The organism is Pantoea allii (assembly GCF_046529425.1).
In the GTDB taxonomy this organism is placed as follows: domain Bacteria; phylum Pseudomonadota; class Gammaproteobacteria; order Enterobacterales; family Enterobacteriaceae; genus Pantoea; species Pantoea allii.
The window spans coordinates 369,742-385,550 of sequence record NZ_CP125958.1 but is presented as its reverse complement, the minus strand read 5'-3'; the positions used below and the strand labels follow the sequence as shown (position 1 = coordinate 385,550).

Annotated in this window: 14 protein-coding genes; 3 read left to right on the top strand and 11 right to left on the bottom strand. The window is 54.0% G+C overall.

The window, feature by feature from the left end:
• Positions 1-5 precede the first annotated feature (5 nt).
• The 3 genes from glgX to asd all read right to left on the bottom strand — a co-directional run bounded on the left by glgX (position 6) and on the right by asd (position 6,187).
• A complete protein-coding gene (gene glgX, locus QNH99_RS01770) occupies positions 6-1,985 on the bottom strand; it encodes a glycogen debranching protein GlgX (protein ID WP_410517238.1) in 1,980 nt (659 codons plus the stop codon).
• Positions 1,982-4,165 carry a 1,4-alpha-glucan branching enzyme gene (glgB, locus tag QNH99_RS01765; RefSeq protein ID WP_096012666.1) on the bottom strand — a complete coding sequence of 728 codons (2,184 nt, stop codon included), beginning with the start codon at positions 4,163-4,165 and terminating at the stop codon, positions 1,982-1,984. Before glgB ends, glgX begins: the two co-directional genes overlap by 4 nt.
• 912 nt (positions 4,166-5,077) lie before the next feature.
• Positions 5,078-6,187, bottom strand: coding sequence for an aspartate-semialdehyde dehydrogenase (gene asd / locus QNH99_RS01760; protein WP_410517237.1), 1,110 nt, complete (start codon positions 6,185-6,187; stop codon positions 5,078-5,080).
• 219 nt (positions 6,188-6,406) lie between these two features.
• Here asd and QNH99_RS01755 point away from each other — a divergent pair, with 219 nt between their 5' ends.
• Positions 6,407-7,000, top strand: a complete 594-nt coding sequence (locus QNH99_RS01755; protein WP_063877537.1) for a YhgN family NAAT transporter — start codon at positions 6,407-6,409, stop codon at positions 6,998-7,000.
• Between the two features lie 44 nt (positions 7,001-7,044).
• Here QNH99_RS01755 and gntU read toward each other — a convergent pair whose 3' ends face one another.
• The 5 genes from gntU to QNH99_RS01730 all read right to left on the bottom strand — a co-directional run bounded on the left by gntU (position 7,045) and on the right by QNH99_RS01730 (position 11,220).
• A complete protein-coding gene (gene gntU, locus QNH99_RS01750; protein ID WP_109717817.1) occupies positions 7,045-8,385 on the bottom strand; it encodes a gluconate transporter in 1,341 nt (446 codons plus the stop codon).
• Positions 8,386-8,388: 3 nt separating this feature from the next.
• Entirely contained in the window at positions 8,389-8,925 is a 537-nt protein-coding gene (gene gntK, locus QNH99_RS01745; protein WP_063877539.1) for a gluconokinase, read from the bottom strand.
• Positions 8,926-9,063: 138 nt separating this feature from the next.
• The gene (gene gntR, locus QNH99_RS01740) at positions 9,064-10,059 is read right to left on the bottom strand and encodes a gluconate operon transcriptional repressor GntR (protein WP_063877540.1); all 996 of its coding nucleotides are present in this window, start codon (positions 10,057-10,059) and stop codon (positions 9,064-9,066) included.
• A gap of 100 nt (positions 10,060-10,159) precedes the next feature.
• A complete protein-coding gene (locus tag QNH99_RS01735; RefSeq protein ID WP_063877541.1) occupies positions 10,160-10,855 on the bottom strand; it encodes a pirin family protein in 696 nt (231 codons plus the stop codon).
• A 35-nt stretch (positions 10,856-10,890) separates the two neighbouring features.
• Entirely contained in the window at positions 10,891-11,220 is a 330-nt protein-coding gene (locus QNH99_RS01730) for a hypothetical protein (protein ID WP_410517236.1), read from the bottom strand.
• On the opposite strand from QNH99_RS01730, the gene QNH99_RS01725 reads away from it, so the two are divergent.
• The gene (locus QNH99_RS01725; protein WP_410517235.1) at positions 11,219-11,713 is read left to right on the top strand and encodes a GNAT family N-acetyltransferase; all 495 of its coding nucleotides are present in this window, start codon (positions 11,219-11,221) and stop codon (positions 11,711-11,713) included. The two genes, QNH99_RS01730 and QNH99_RS01725, sit on opposite strands and share 2 nt — an antisense overlap.
• A 33-nt stretch (positions 11,714-11,746) precedes the next feature.
• Here the strand turns inward: QNH99_RS01725 and ggt are convergent, their stop codons facing one another.
• Positions 11,747-13,498, bottom strand: a complete 1,752-nt coding sequence (gene ggt, locus QNH99_RS01720) for a gamma-glutamyltransferase (protein WP_109717818.1) — start codon at positions 13,496-13,498, stop codon at positions 11,747-11,749.
• A gap of 203 nt (positions 13,499-13,701) precedes the next feature.
• Here ggt and QNH99_RS01715 point away from each other — a divergent pair, with 203 nt between their 5' ends.
• On the top strand, positions 13,702-13,998 hold the full coding sequence (locus QNH99_RS01715; RefSeq protein ID WP_145394631.1) for a DUF2756 domain-containing protein: 297 nt from the start codon (positions 13,702-13,704) through the stop codon (positions 13,996-13,998).
• On the opposite strand, the gene ugpQ is transcribed toward QNH99_RS01715, so the two are convergent.
• Together ugpQ and QNH99_RS01705 are read right to left on the bottom strand one after the other, a co-directional pair.
• A complete protein-coding gene (gene ugpQ, locus QNH99_RS01710; RefSeq protein ID WP_063877546.1) occupies positions 13,995-14,738 on the bottom strand; it encodes a glycerophosphodiester phosphodiesterase in 744 nt (247 codons plus the stop codon). The genes QNH99_RS01715 and ugpQ overlap by 4 nt on opposite strands.
• On the bottom strand, positions 14,735-15,808 hold the full coding sequence (locus QNH99_RS01705; protein ID WP_410517234.1) for a sn-glycerol-3-phosphate import ATP-binding protein UgpC: 1,074 nt from the start codon (positions 15,806-15,808) through the stop codon (positions 14,735-14,737). The genes ugpQ and QNH99_RS01705 overlap by 4 nt, the downstream gene beginning before the upstream one ends.
• Position 15,809 lies beyond the last annotated feature (1 nt).

Below are 15,809 nucleotides of genomic sequence, written 5' to 3'. Positions count from 1 at the left end.
CCTTATCATTGCTTTTGGAACACACACACAGCGTGTGCGGGACCATGCCAGACAGTTAACCGGATGGGGTGACTTTCCCCGGTGAAAGGAGGAAGGACTTGCCATTCTCCGTCTGGTAAGGCGATATCACATATCGAATCTGTCGCATTTATTGTTATTAACCAGCGGCCTGAGAGCAGAATTTGCAACCTGCGCACGCGCTGCTTCCAGCCATCTTCTTCTATAGGTTTACCCTGGTCGTCCAGCCACTGAACGTTGCCGTCATCGTTCTGCCACCAGCGATCCGAGGTAAGTGCCGGGATGCGCTTACGCAGTTGAATCAGTGATGCAGTAAAATCGACCAGTCCTTTTTCTTCTTCGTCCCAGTTGATCCAGCTCAGCGGGTTGTCCTGGCAATAGGCATTGTTATTACCCTGCTGACTTTGACCGCGTTCGTCCCCTGCCAACAACATGGGCGTTCCCTGTGAAAGCAGCAACGTCGTCAGCAGCCCTTCCATGCTGCGCCTACGGCGTTGTGCCACCTCAGCACTGCTCTCCAGACCTTCTGTACCATGATTGTGACTATAGTTGTTACCGTGCCCGTCACGGTTTTCTTCACCGTTACCTTCATTATGTTTGCCATTGAAGCTCACCAGGTCGCGCAGCGTAAAACCATCATGGGCGGTGATCAGATTGATGGTCGCGTGCGGCTTGCGATCGTCATGCTGGAAAAGATCGCTTGAAGCGGCAAACCGGCAGGCAACATCACCGTTAGTGACATCGCCATGCAACCAGGCACGCCGGGCTGTATCGCGAAACTGATCGTTCCACTCTGCAAAAGGCGAAGGGAATTTTCCCACCTGATAACCACCCGGGCCGATATCCCAGGGTTCCGCGATCAGTTTGACCGTTGACAGGATTGGGCAGGCGCGAATGGCCTCAAATAAGGCAGCGTCACGGTGATAGTCAGGTTCGCGTCCCAGTACGGGAGCAAGGTCAAAACGAAAACCATCAACGTGGCAGGTGCGTACCCAGTAACGCAGCGCCTCCAGTATCCAGTTCATGACCTGCGGATGACTGAGATTCAAGGTATTGCCGCAGCCGGTCCAGTTCTGATAAGCGCCTTGATCGTCCAGCCAGTAATAGCTGGCGTTATCAATGCCGCGAAAGGAAAGGGTTGGCCCGGTGTCATCCAGTTCTGCCGTATGGTTAAACACCACATCCAGCAGCACCTCAATACCGGCAGCGTGCAGGCGTTTGACCGCCTGTTGGAACTCCTGCAGCGGAGACAAGCCGTTCTGACCAGACGCATAACGGGGATCGACAGCCCAGAGCGCAAAAGGGTTATAGCCCCAGTAGTTGGTCAGGCCCAAACGCAGCAGGCGGGGTTCGCTGGCGAAGTGGGCGATGGGCAGTAGCTCAATGGCGGTAATACCCATCTTAAGCAGATAATCCACCATCACCGGATGGCCAAGCGCCGCATAGGTGCCGCGCAGCGCTGTTGGAATGCCGGGATGCTGCTGCGTCAGACCGCGTACGTGCGCTTCGTAAATGACACTGCGGCCCCATGACGTGCGTGGCGGCACATCGCCTTGCCAGTCGAAATCATCCGTCACCACCACACATTTCGGTGCCAGTGCGGCGTTGTCGCGACTGTCAGGTTCAGTGTAGCCACAGTGAAAACGCGGGTCATCGGGCACATCGCCCTGCACCGCTCTGGCACAAGGATCGACTAACAGTTTGGCAGGATTAAAAAAGTGTCCCTGCTGGGGCGCCCAAGGCCCGTGTACCCGATAGCCATAACGCTGTCCGGGTTTGAGTCCGGGAAGATAGCCGTGCCAGATATCGCCGCTCCGGTCAGTGAGTTCAACGCGCTGCTCAATGCCGTTCTCATCGAACAGGCACAGTTCAACGCGCTCAGCATGGTGAGAGAACAGCGTAAAGTTGACGCCCTTCCCGTCATAGCTTGCACCCAGCGGTTGGGGACGTCCGGCACCTAATGTCATTCCCCCTCCCGCACTAACCATACCGTAGAGAGCGGTGGTAAATTCAGGCTCAGTGACTGCGGGCGACCGTGGCTTTCCTGTTGATCGGTGTGCACCAGATGATTACGCACGTCACTGCCGTGGTACTCATGTTGGTCGGTATTGAGCACCTCGCGCCAGCTGCCAGCCTGATTAACGCCAAAGCGATAAGCAGGGCGCGGCACAGGCGTAAAGTTGCTGACAACGATCACTTCGTTGCCGTCGCGGTCACGACGAACAAAAGCAAAGACCGAATGTTCAGCATCGTCCACCACCAACCATTCAAATCCTGACGGATCAAAATCAAGCTGATGGAGCGGCGTGTAATATTGATAGGTGTGGTTCAGGTCGCGTACCAGACGCTGCACGCCGTGATGCCAGTTGTCCTCACCTTCCAGCAGGTGCCAGTCAAGACTGACATCGTGATTCCACTCTCTGCCCTGGGCGAACTCATTGCCCATAAACAGCAGTTTTTTACCTGGGAAAGCCCACATCCACCCGTAGTAGGCACGCAGGTTGGCAAATTTCTGCCAGGCATCGCCTGGCATGCGGTCAAGGATAGATCGTTTACCGTGCACCACTTCATCGTGCGACAGCGGTAATACGAAGTTTTCGCTGTAGTTATACATGATGCCGAAGCTCATCAGATTATGATGATAGCGGCGATGTATTGGGTCGAGCTTCATGTAGTCGAGCGTGTCATGCATCCAACCCAGGTTCCACTTATACCAGAACCCCAGACCGCCACCTTCCGGGGGCCGTGAGACGCCAGGATAGTCCGTCGACTCCTCAGCCATGGTTACGGAGCCAGGTGCGACATGCCCCAGCGTGCGGTTGGTATAGCGCAGGAAATTGATGGCTTCGAGATTTTCCCGACCGCCGTACTGATTGGGAATCCACTCACCCTCGGCGCGGCTGTAATCGCGGTAAATCATTGAAGCCACGGCATCGACACGCAGGCCATCAATACCAAAACGTTCCATCCAGTAAAGCGCGTTGCCCGCCAGGAAGTTACTGACTTCACGGCGGCCAAAGTTGTAAATCAGCGTATTCCAGTCCTGATGATAACCTTCGCGCGGATCGCTGTGCTCATACAGTTCGGTGCCATCAAACTTCGCCAGGCCAAAGTCATCGCTGGGGAAATGGCCCGGCACCCAGTCCAGTAGCACATTCAACCCCGCCGCATGGGCGCTTTCGATAAAGTAGCGGAAATCATCACGGGTGCCGAAACGTCGTGTTGGCGCATACATACCCAGCGGCTGATAGCCCCAGCTGCCGTCAAACGGATGTTCGTTGATGGGGAGCAGTTCGATATGGGTAAAACCCATCTCTTTGACGTAGGGCACGAGCTGCTCAGCCAGCTCTTTGTAGCTGAGCCAGAAGTTATCGTCGGTATGACGACGCCATGACCCCAAATGAACTTCATAAATGGAGATGGGTTTATCAAACGCATTCGCCGCTCTGCGCGAGGCCGGCATCTCCACCTTTTCTGGCAGGCCGCAAATCATTGAGGCGGTTTGAGGACGCATTTGGGCTTCAAACGCTAAGGGATCGGCCTTGATGCGTAACTGGCCATGCGCATCGATGATTTCAAATTTATAGAGTTGCCCGTTAATGGCACCGGGAACAAACAGCTCCCAGACGCCCATCTCCTGACGCAGACGCATCGGATGGCGGCGGCCATCCCAAAAGTTGAAATCACCGACAACGGAGACACGACGAGCGTTGGGTGCCCAGACAGAAAACCGCGTACCAATAACACCATCGATCACATCGCCGTGCGCGCCTAAGGTTTCATAAGGTCGCAGGTGAGTGCCTTCACCCAATAACCACAAATCCATCTCTTGTAACAACGGGCCAAAACGATAAGCATCATCAATCAGATTTTGCTGGCCATGCCAGTTAACCGCCAGTTGATAGCGAAAAGGATTTTTACGGCGAGGCACCACGCCACTGAAAAAGCCACGGGAATCATCGCACTTCAGTTGGACAAGTTTGCGCCCTGTTGAGGTTTCAATGACCCAGACTTCAAGTGCTTCAGGAAGCAGCGCCCGCACTTCGAGTCCGTTGTCTGTTTTGTGCATCCCTAGTAGTGAAAAGGGGTCGGAATAATTACCCGCAAAAAGGGCATTGATCGCCTGGCGATCGGGTAGCTCTGACATGACTTTCTTCCTGTGATAGTTGGCAGGCGAAAAGACCACGATGCAGATTTATCGCGAGTCTCGTGCGCTGCTCTTCATTGAGCCATGAGTACAGCGGCGTGGGTGCCAGAACGAAACGCCTGTCACCACGCGCCTCCTTGAATCACAACCAGTTCGCATTAAGCCTGTCTGCTTGATGCAAGGCCCGAAGTTGCGCCAGACACTTGTCCGGCAACGACCCAGACCTTAAATGATATTCACGCGACGTCTCAGGCGGATGCCGTCTACCTTAAACGTGATTTGCCCACTTGTGCTGCTTGCATTCCGTCCGGTTTAAGGTTGAAAACCCGTCACCGTCGTTTCTGCGCGAATCGGGTACACCATTAAAGGATATTTATGTATAGCGGATCTGCGTTTCACATTCTTTAATAAAATACGGCGTTTTTCTCCTGCAAGGATAAATCAGCACGTTTACCGCATCATTTTTGCCAGGAGAGGCCAGACTGAGAGAGGAACGTTTCACTGCCCGCCAGTCTGCCGTGCTGAGGCCTTCTGCCTCATAAGCATTTCACCCGTCAGTTTCAGCGCAGAGTAAAACAGTCACAGTTGTTGGTGTGCTGCCAGCGAGAGACGCTTTTTGTCGCCTCGCGAGACCGATGCACGTTGCTAAAAACGGCACCACATCATGTCTTGTCAACGTCTCTTTACCCACTACGCCAACCCTGTCGTTGATAAAACAAAATCCTTAACTCACGTTACGCCTTTGTTAAAGGATAGCTTGATGGCGGACGTTATCAGTGCAGAAAAGCAAAAATTTATTTCTAAACAGGCAAAAAGGGGAAGCGGATCACTTCGTGATCGTAACGGTAGAACGGTTTGCAGTGATTTGTGGGAAAAAGACCGGGAAAGCCCGGTCTTATAGGTAATTCAGATTTAGTCGATCAGCAGGCGCAACATACGACGCAGTGGCTCCGCCGCGCCCCAAAGCAACTGATCGCCCACGGTAAAGGCAGAAAGGTATTCTGGCCCCATATTCAGTTTGCGCAGACGACCGACCGGCGTGCTCAACGTGCCGGTAACGGCGGCAGGCGTGAGTTCACGCATCGTGATCTCACGGTCGTTAGGCACCACTTTCACCCATTCATTATGGGCGGCCAGCAGTTGCTCGATTTCCGCCAGCGGCAGGTCCTTTTTAAGCTTCAGCGTAAAGGCCTGGCTATGGCAGCGCAGCGCACCCACGCGGACACACAGCCCGTCGACAGGAATCACGCGTTGGGTTGCCAGAATCTTGTTGGTTTCAGCCTGGCCTTTCCACTCTTCGCGGCTCTGACCGTTTTCGAGTTGCTTATCGATCCAGGGAATCAGGCTGCCCGCTAACGGCACGCCGAAGTTATCCGTCGGCAATGTGCCGGAGCGAGTGAAATCCGTTACGCTACGCTCGATATCCAGAATCGCTGAAGCCGGATTTTGCAGAGAGGTGGCGACGTGATCGTGCAACATGCCCATTTGCGTTAACAGTTCACGCATATGACGCGCACCGCCGCCAGAGGCCGCCTGATACGTTGCCACAGACGCCCACTCCACCAGATCCTGCGCAAACAGGCCGCCCAGCGACATTAACATCAGGCTGACGGTGCAGTTGCCGCCCACAAAGGTTTTCACGCCGCTGTCGATGCCCTGACGGATAACCTGGTGGTTAACCGGGTCCAGAATAATGATGGCATCGTCTTTCATGCGTAATGTGGAGGCCGCATCAATCCAGTAACCGTTCCAGCCGCTGGAACGCAGCTTTGGATAGACCTCAGAGGTATAGTCGCCGCCCTGGCAGGTAATAATGATATCCAGCGCCTTCAACGCCTCAATATCAAAAGCGTCCTGCAATGTCCCCTGCTGTTTACCGGCAAATGCCGGGACCGCCTCACCGTGCTGTGAAGTGGAGAAGAAGACCGGATTGATCACATCAAAATCACGCTCTTCGCTCATGCGGGACATCAGCACTGAGCCAACCATTCCGCGCCAACCAACTAAACCTACATTCTTCATGTCATGTCCGTTTCAGGATGATCTACACCTGACTTTCTTATCGAAGGGAAAAGTGTCGTGGTACTCTCACGCCACTCTGCGTAATAATCAGCATTGCCTGTGTTGATTAACTCTACAAAATGCAGCTTTTCTGGCAAGTGAATTAATGTAATCAGGCCAACTTTTTCAGCAACAGTGCTAATAACCTGACTTTATCTATAACGAGAAGACCTAAAACGAATGACTGAAATGATCTCGGCAACAATATTATTGTTGTTAATAATGGATCCATTAGGCAATTTGCCGATTTTTATGTCGGTTTTAAAGCATCTGGAACCGAAACGTCGGCGAGTTGTGCTTATTCGCGAAATGTTGATTGCGCTCATTATCATGTTGCTGTTTTTGTTCACCGGCGAGCGAATCCTGGCCTTTCTAAACCTGCGCACCGAAACCGTGTCTATTTCCGGTGGCGTTATCCTGTTTTTAATCGCCATCAAAATGATTTTCCCGTCCCCTGAAAGCAGCAGCACAGGCTTGCCTGCCGGGGAGGAGCCTTTTCTGGTGCCGCTGGCGATTCCCCTGGTCGCCGGCCCCTCACTCCTGGCAACCCTGATGCTGCTGTCGCATCAGTATCCTCATCAAATGTCGCATCTGGTGGGGGCACTGCTGATTGCCTGGGGCGTGACGGTCATGATTCTGCTGTTATCGGGGCTGTTTCTTCGCCTGCTGGGAGATAAAGGCGTAAACGCGCTGGAGCGCCTGATGGGATTGATTCTGATCATGCTGGCAACGCAGATGTTTTTAGATGGGATTCGCGTGTATCTGAAGTTATAGCGATGGCCGGTTTCAACCGGGCAGCCCTGCCCGGTTGAAACGCATCAGGAAAGCAGCGTGAAGGCGATCATGCCCACGACGGCACCGACGGTGCCCAAAATGGTTTCCATGAGCGTCCATGTCTTTAAGGTTTCCCCTTCTGTCGCCCCGGTAAATCGCCCAAACAGCCAGAAGCCTGCATCGTTAACGTGGCTGATAATAATGGAACCGCCACCGATACAAATGGATAAGGCCGCCAGCTGCGCGCCGTTATAATGCAGCGGCTCAATCACAGGCATGATTAACCCTACCGTCGTCAGACAGGCAACCGTTGCCGATCCCTGAATCACACGCACCGCGCCTGACAGAATAAAACAGGCCAGCGCAACGGGCAGACCGGCACCGGTCAGGGCATTCCCCAGCACCGGGCCGACGCCAGAATCGACCAGCACCTGTTTAAAGACGCCGCCCGCACCAATCACCAGCAAAATAATGCCCGCAGGCTGCAGGGCGCTGCCGCATATCTGCATCACTTTCTCTTTGTCCATGCCCTGACGATAAGCCAGGCCGTAAATGGCAACCAGGCAGGCCAGCAGAATGGCGATGAAAGGATGTCCGATGAACTCCAGCCACTGGTAAAGCGTGGAGCCTTCGCGGGTGAAGCGCGCGCCAATGGTTTTAAGTCCAACCAACACCAAAGGAAACAGGATTAAGGACAGGCTGAAACCAAAAGAGGGCAGCTTGTTTTCATCAATATCGGGCTGATGATCTTCAGGTGGCGCGCTGAACGACACGCGCTTAGCAATAAAATTACCAAACAGCGGTCCTGCAATCAGCATCCCAGGCAGGGCGGCACACAGGCCGATTAAAATCATCCAGCCGAAATCTGCATGCATTTGCGAGGCTAACAGCATGGGCGCCGGCCCCGGCAGCAGAAAGGCCGCGGCTGCCGCCACACCGGCAAACAGCGGAATCACCAGCTTCACCAGATTGTCGCCCGTGCGTCGCGCAACGGCGAAAGCGATGCTGATGAGCAGCACTACGGCGACTTCAAAGAAGAGCGGTAAGGCGCAGATTAACCCGGCGATGCCCATGGCAAAGTGAGCGCGGTTTTCGCCAAAGGTTTTCAGCATACGAATGGCAATCTGGTCAACGGCCCCGGTTTCATGCAGGATTTTGCCAAACATCGCGCCCAGCGCCACCACGATAGCCAGAAAGCCGAGCGTACCGCCCATCCCTTTCTGCATGGTTTCTGCGATTTTCTCCAGCGGCATACCGGATAACAGCCCGGCCCCAACCGATACCACCATCAGGGCGAGAAAGGCATGCATACGGGCTTTCATCACCAGAAAAAGCAGCAGCAGGACAGAGCCTGCTGCGGTCAAAATAAGTGTTGCGGTATTCATGGCCTAGCCTTGATTGATAGCGTCCTTGATAGTCGCAACCGTAGCCGCCACAACCTCGTCCAGCGGGTTCGCGATATCCACGACCAGCACATCTGTCTCGTCACTGCCCGGCTCTTCCAGGGTGGCAAACTGTGTTACCAGCATTTGCGGCTTAAAGAAGTGACCTTTGCGCGCTTTCAGGCGGGATTCGATGGTATCGAAATCCCCTTTCAGATAGACAAAACGCAGGTTGTCATTGCCCTGGCGCAGAATATCGCGGTAATGCTTTTTCAATGCAGAACAGACGATGATCGAGATGGCCTGAGTCCGCTGCATGGCGAAAGCCGCATCGTTCAGCGCCTGTAACCATGGCAAACGGTCATCATCATTCAGCGGATGACCTTCTGCCATCTTCAGAATATTGGCGCGCGGATGGAGGAAATCACCATCCAGAAAAGCGGTGTTTAACTGGTGGGAAACCTGGTTGGCGACAACGGATTTACCGCTGCCTGAAACACCCATCAGAATAAAGACGTGATGTGGCGTGGATTGCGTTGTCATTTTTTCACTCCGGCAAGTTCAGCTTGCCATGTTACCGATAACAATGATGGATGACATTGTCCTGGCGGTATTACACGCTGGCAACCTTTTTACTTCACAAAGCGTTAAAGTGTGAGCTGACTCATAAAATCGTGTTAATCAGATACTGCCACCTTCCAGAATCTCAAATCCGATATCCAGCGGTTGGGTGACGCTGTGTTCACCGGCGATACGCGCCAGTAACAACGCGGCAGACTCACGTCCCATTCGGTCACGTGGCGTTAATACGGTCGCCAGCTGTGGCGTCACAACCTGACTAATATCATGGCCGTGGAAGCCAGCAATCGCCATCTGAGAAGGCACCTTAAGGCCCTGTCGCTGGCACTCAAACATCGCGCCAACCGCCAAATCATCATTGGTGCAGAACAGGCTGTCTGTTTGGGGATAACGGCGCTGCGCTTCACGCAGGAGATCGCCACCGGCACTAAAAGAAGAGGCTTCTTCCATCATCACGCTGCGCGGCGTTAAGCCGGCTTCACGCATTGCGGCTTCATAACCACGTTGCTTTTGCAGCGTACGCTCATCCAGGCGCGCGCCCAGATAAACGGTGTGCCGATGACCTTTGTTTAAAATCGCCAGCGTCATTTGCCGGGCCGCTTCGACATTGTCAAAGCCCACCGCCATATCAAGACAGGGGGTGACGCTGTCCATCATTTCAATAACCGGAATACCGGCCACTTCCAGCATGCGCAACGTTCCCGGCGTATGGGTTCGCTCCGTGAGAATAACGCCGTCGATGTTCCAGCCCAGCAGCGAACGGAGCTGGCGCTCCTCTTTTTCCGGGTTATAGCCAAAGTGCGCCACCAGCGTCTGGTAACCGGCTTCATCGGTAACGGCTTCAATGCCACGCAGTACGTCGGCGAAAACCTGATTGGTCAGGGAAGGCAGCAACACGCCAATGGCCCGGCTGGTCGCATTCGAAAGCATATCAGGGGCACGATTCGGGATGTAACCCAGTTCATCCAGCGCCACGGCAATCTTTTCCCCCAGCGCAACAGACACTTGATCGGGATTGCGCAGATAACGACTGACAGTCATTTTGGTGATACCGATACGATCGGCAACGTCCTGTAAAACCGGTCTTTTCTTCTTCATCGTAAGCGCCTGGGTAGACCTGAAAGCAAATTACGACGAGTCTATCACTTTTTTACGGCCAGATTGCCAGTGGGGCGAGATATGCCCGCCCCACACAGCCTTACACCGGCGGCAGATCAAACAGCAGAACTTCTGCGTCGCTGTCGGCCTCAAGCACAAGACGGCTTTCATCCCAGACGGCAAAGGCATCGCTGTTTGAAGCTGGCTGACCATTCACCTTCACCTCGCCCTTCACGACCTGGACCCAGATACGGCGGCCCGCATCAAGAGTCACGCTGTCGCTATCACCCGCAGCAAACACCCAGCGCGACAATGTCATGTCCTGCCAGACTTTGAGCGAGCCATCACGCGCGTCCGGCGTCAGAATAAACTGACGGCCCTGTACGTCCGGGAAGCGACGCTGAGCGTAGCGCGGCTCAATACCGGTGCGCTCTGGAATAATCCAGATTTGATAAAGGTGCAGGGGTTCGGTTTTGCTGGCGTTATATTCTGAATGACGCACGCCCGTACCGGCACTCATAATCTGAAATTCGCCCGCCGGAATCTGCTCTTTATTCCCCATGCTGTCCTGATGTTCAACCGTACCCGACAACACATAGGTCAAAATTTCCATGTCTTTATGGGGATGCGTACCAAAGCCCTGGCCCGGGTCGATCACGTCTTCGTTAATGACGCGCAACGCCGAGAAGCCCATAAAATTCGCGTCGTGATAGTTGGCAAATGAAAAGGTATGCCAGCTGTCCAGCCAGCCATGATTCGCGTGACCACGTTCTTCAGCTTTACGTAAATAGATCATGTTCAAATCTCCTCAATGTTTTTTATAGTGTGGTATCAGGTGGAAAAGATTGATAGCTGAAAAACTTCACCTCTCTGTTCAAAAATTATGAACATTGAATGAAAGGTTGTTGAAAGGCGCTGAAGAAGGTGTCGCGGAAGAGCGGGCAAAAAAAAGCCAGCACGTGGCTGGCTAAATAATACTGGAAGCAATGTGAGCAATGTCGTGCTTTCTAAAGTGTCGCTGACACCGGAGAACGCATGGCAATAATAATCATTATCATTCGCGTCTGTAAAGTCTTTTTGCGCATTATTTTCATTGACGCCCAACGTGAATTCCTTGATGTTTAAAGGGTTTATCGCGCCACCCACAAGGAAAACAGCCATGAGTCCAGTGACCATCCGTCATGCCATTCCCACGGATGCGCCCGCATTAACGCGCCTCTATAGTCAGCCGGAGACCCAGGCGGCGACGCTGCAGTTGCCCTATCCATCGCCCACGCTGTGGGAGCAAAAACTTAACCATCCGCGCGCGGGCGTCCACATGCTGGTGGCATGTCTCGATGAGCAGGTTGTTGGGCAACTGACGCTTGAGGCCATGACGGCTGCACGGCGTCGGCACTGTGCCACACTTGGAATGGGCGTCGATCCGGCGTTTCATCGTCGGGGCATTGGCAAAGCTCTGATGGCGGCCATGATCGATCTCTGCGACAACTGGCTACAGATTACGCGTATTGAACTCTCGGTCTTTACCGACAATGACAAAGCGATAGCGCTCTATCACGCGTTCGGTTTCCGGATTGAAGGCACCGCGCAAGGCTATGCCATGCGCGACGGTGCCATGATTGATACACATTATATGGCGAGACTGAAAGTATAGCGTGACGGGCAACCCCAAGGTTGCCCTTTTAAATCAATATCCTGCACTCAGATCGTCTACAGAGCGCGGATCAGAAGCCCCGTAGAGCGTCCCGTCAGGTCCAATCATAATACTTTGTGTACTGCCCATCGACGGCAGCACTTTCACATGCTGACCTTTGGCTTCCAGCAACCGCAAGGTATCCGGGCTGAAACCCTTCTCAACCCGCAGTTGATCAGGCAGCCACTGGTGATGGAAGCGTGGAGCATTGGTTGCCTCTGCCACGTTCATACCGTAATCAATGCTGTTTACCACCATCTGTAATACCGTCGTGATAATGCGGCTACCGCCAGGGCTGCCCGTTACCAGCCAGGTTTTCCCGTCTTTCGCCACGATAGTCGGTGACATCGAAGAGAGCGGACGTTTCCTGGCCTGCACGGCATTGGCTTCGCCACCCACTAACCCATAAACATTTGGCGTACCCGGCTTGGCTGAGAAATCATCCATCTGGTTATTCATCAGAATGCCGCTGTTACCGGCGACGATACCGCTGCCGAAGTAGGTGTTAAGCGTGTAGGTGACTGCGACCGCATTGCCACTTTTGTCCACAACCGAAAAATGGGTGGTTTGGTTGCTTTCATACGGGGCCAGTTTACCCGGCTTGATGTCGCTGGACGGGCGGGCTTTGGCAATATCAATCTGCTGCGCCAGGGACTTCGCATAAGCTTTACTGGTCAGCGCCTGCCACGGCACCTTAACGAAATCCGGGTCGCCGAGATATTCTGAACGGTCCGCGTAGGCATATTTCTCCGCTTCCGCCATGACCTGCATCGCGTCCGCACTGCCGAAGCCCATTTTGCCCAGGTCAAAATTTTCCAGGATATTCAGGATCTGCACAATATGAATACCGCCCGATGAAGGCGGTGGCATGGAGAACACCTCATAGCCACGATAGGTGCCGCTGACAGGCTTGCGTTCAACCGCGTGATAGGCTGCTAAATCGGCTTTATTGATTAACCCACCATGCTGGGCCATTTCGGCAGCGATTTGATCGGCAATTTTCCCTTTATAGAAGGCATCCGGGCCTTGCTGAGCAATCAACTGTAAGCTGTGGGCCAGATTTTTTTGTACCAGACGGTCGCCCTTTATCCACGGCGTGCCATCCGGCTTATAGAAAATGGCTTTGCTGTTGGGATGGGTGATCAGCACTTCCTTTCCGTAGGTTTTCAGATCATCAGCCAGCGCATCGTTGACGACAAAACCGTCACGCGCCAGTTTAATGGCGGGAGCCAGCAGCTTGCTGAGCGGCAGCGTGCCATATTTGTTGACGGCTAAAGCAAAACCCGCCACGGTGCCGGGCGTACCTGAGGCCAGATGTGAAGTGAGTGAAAGCTTGCTATCGGCATTTCCCTGCTTATCCAGGAACATGTCGCGTGAAGCCGCCGCCGGGGCCATTTCACGAAAATCGATGGCCGTGGTCTGTCCTGATGCCGTGCGCAGCAGCATAAAGCCCCCACCGCCCAGGTTGCCCGCCTGCGGATGCGTCACCGCTAGCGCAAAACCTACCGCAACGGCGGCATCCACCGCGTTACCGCCCTGGCGCAGGATATCAACGCCGACCTGGGTTGCCAGCGCATCCACTGAGGCCACCATACCGTTATGCGCCTTAACCGGATGAAACGTATCGCTGTCGATACCATAAGAGACTGGCGGTGCCTGAACCGGCGCGGCACCCGCCCCGGTCACAACAGTAAAACTCATCAATAATGACCAGCCCAGCTGGCGAAGTTTGCCTTGCATCATCATGTTGTTTCCACTCTCCACTTTTATTTACATTTCTTTATTCTTTATGTAACTGACTACAAACACAGTCGAATATCAAGAAGTAACGCAAATTCAGCGCACTCCTGGAGCAGTAATTTGAACTCGTGCATAAACTTATCTGCACGACCCCGTGACCCGATTCGGGCATGCGCACACAGCATCCGGTCGTTTACTGGAGGATAAAAATGAAAAAGTGGCTTATGGTTTTCGCCGCCCTGTTGCCGTTAACCGGCATGGCAAACATGTTGAATAACACCAACAATCCTAATCAACCTGGCTATAACCCCAGCCAGCAGCGAATGCAAACGCAGATGCTCAATCAGTCGCAGCAACAGCAGAATAAACTGCAGCAGGACCAGCAGCGTCAGAACCAGGATTTACAGCGGAAATTGCAGGAACAGCGGGACAGTGCCCAGCAGCGCGTAATTAAATCGCAGCCGGGCCAGCAGCAGAATCAACAGACTCAACAGAATGCGTATTAACTAAAATCGGGGCCAATCAGGTCGATGCTGTCGGTACAGATGGCATCGACGCCCCATTTCAGCAACGTTCTGGCCCGGTCAGGGCTGTTGACGGTGTAAACCAGAATACGCAGATCGGCCTCTTTTAGCTCTGCCACCCGCGCTTCGGTTAAAACCTTGTGATTCAGATGAATTGAGGTGCAGTCCAGCGCGCCAGTTTTCTCTTTCCATGCCGTATCCCAACTGTGAGATAACAGCCCACGCGGTAGCTGAGGCTCAGCCTGCATAGCGGCTTCCAGCGCCGCATACGAAAAAGAAGAAAGCAGCGGCAAGGTTTGCCCCTGCCATAGCGTTGCCGCCGCCTGAGCGATAGCGCGCCCGGTTTCCGCGTCCGTTCCTGTTGTGGGTTTAATTTCGATGTTTGCCATCATGCCATGCTGACGGCAGCGTTCTGCCACCTCATCCAGCCGGGCCAGTTTTTCGCCCTGGAAGACGTCACTAAACCAGCTGCCAGCATCGAGTTGCGACAGCTTGTCCCATGGCAGCTCACCGGCAACGCCCCAGCCGTTACTGGTGCGATCTAACGTATCGTCATGCAGCAGGAAGATGTGCGCATCGGCCGACAATTTGGCGTCAAATTCAATCATCAGATGGCCATATTTTGCCCCCACATCAATCGCCGCAAGGGTATTTTCCGGGGCGAGTTTGCCACCGCCACGATGGGCGACGATCGACGGATAAGGCCACAGTTTTTTGCTCATTCCAGACGTTTCCCGTGCGTTGAATCGAAGAAATGTAGCGACCCTACAGGCAGATGTAACCATAAGGTACTGCCTGCTTCAGGGCGCTCGCTGTGTGGCAAGCGTACCACTAAACGCGCCTCACCGATGCGGCCGTGTGCCAGATTATCCGCACCCAACATTTCCAGAGTTTCCACCCGGAACGGAATGCCGCCCTGCTCCTGGCTGGTGATCTGAATATGTTCGGGTCGGACGCCCAGTACCACAGGACGATTGGCCCACTTCGCTTTCCCCTCGCCAACGGCGATGCTGTGAGAGGCATCAACCGTAAAGCGTGAGCCATCCTGGCTGATATTGCCATGGATCAGATTCATGGCCGGTGAACCCATAAATGAAGCCACAAACTGGCTTGCTGGTCGTTCATAGACCTCAACCGGTGTGCCGATCTGCTCAAGAATCCCTTTATTCATGACCATAACGCGCTGGGCCAGCGTCATCGCCTCTACCTGATCGTGCGTCACGTATAAGCTGGTGGTTTGCAAACGACGATGCAGCTGCTGAAGCTCCAGCCGCATCTGAACGCGCAGGCGGGCATCAAGGTTAGAGAGTGGCTCATCAAACAGAAAGACGGCTGGCTCGCGCACAATGGCGCGTCCCATGGCAACGCGCTGGCGCTGCCCACCGGATAACTCGCGTGGACGGCGCGTCAGCAGATGATCCAGCTCCAGGCTCCGCGCGGCTTCCAGCACCCGTTGACGAACCTGTTCTTTGCTCATGCCGCGAATTTTCAGGCCATAGGCCATGTTCTCTTCAACGGACATATGGGGATAGAGCGCATAGTTTTGGAACACCATGGCAATGCCGCGATCTTTCGGCTCTTCATGGGTCACGCGTTTATCGGCTATATAGATATCACCAGAGGTTACCCGTTCGAGTCCGGCGACCATGCGCAACAGCGTGGATTTGCCGCAGCCGGAGGGGCCAACCATAACCATAAACTCACCGTCATTAATCGTGACGTTGAGCGGTTGGATGATCTGATTTTTACCGTCGTAAGACTTGGTCACCGCCTGAAGGGTTACGCCTGCCATC

Excerpts from the sequence above, each read along its gene's own strand:
- glgX (WP_410517238.1), bottom strand. The coding sequence starts at position 1,985 with ATGACATTAGGTGCCGGACGTCCCCAACCGCTGGGTGCAAGCTATGAC.
- glgB (WP_096012666.1), bottom strand. The coding sequence starts at position 4,165 with ATGTCAGAGCTACCCGATCGCCAGGCGATCAATGCCCTTTTTGCGGGT.
- asd (WP_410517237.1), bottom strand. The coding sequence starts at position 6,187 with ATGAAGAATGTAGGTTTAGTTGGTTGGCGCGGAATGGTTGGCTCAGTG.
- QNH99_RS01755 (WP_063877537.1), top strand. The coding sequence starts at position 6,407 with ATGACTGAAATGATCTCGGCAACAATATTATTGTTGTTAATAATGGAT.
- gntU (WP_109717817.1), bottom strand. The coding sequence starts at position 8,385 with ATGAATACCGCAACACTTATTTTGACCGCAGCAGGCTCTGTCCTGCTG.
- gntK (WP_063877539.1), bottom strand. The coding sequence starts at position 8,925 with ATGACAACGCAATCCACGCCACATCACGTCTTTATTCTGATGGGTGTT.
- gntR (WP_063877540.1), bottom strand. The coding sequence starts at position 10,059 with ATGAAGAAGAAAAGACCGGTTTTACAGGACGTTGCCGATCGTATCGGT.
- QNH99_RS01735 (WP_063877541.1), bottom strand. The coding sequence starts at position 10,855 with ATGATCTATTTACGTAAAGCTGAAGAACGTGGTCACGCGAATCATGGC.
- QNH99_RS01725 (WP_410517235.1), top strand. The coding sequence starts at position 11,219 with ATGAGTCCAGTGACCATCCGTCATGCCATTCCCACGGATGCGCCCGCA.
- QNH99_RS01730 (WP_410517236.1), bottom strand. The coding sequence starts at position 11,220 with ATGGCTGTTTTCCTTGTGGGTGGCGCGATAAACCCTTTAAACATCAAG.
- ggt (WP_109717818.1), bottom strand. The coding sequence starts at position 13,498 with ATGATGATGCAAGGCAAACTTCGCCAGCTGGGCTGGTCATTATTGATG.
- QNH99_RS01715 (WP_145394631.1), top strand. The coding sequence starts at position 13,702 with ATGAAAAAGTGGCTTATGGTTTTCGCCGCCCTGTTGCCGTTAACCGGC.
- ugpQ (WP_063877546.1), bottom strand. The coding sequence starts at position 14,738 with ATGAGCAAAAAACTGTGGCCTTATCCGTCGATCGTCGCCCATCGTGGC.
- QNH99_RS01705 (WP_410517234.1), bottom strand. The coding sequence starts at position 15,808 with ATGGCAGGCGTAACCCTTCAGGCGGTGACCAAGTCTTACGACGGTAAA.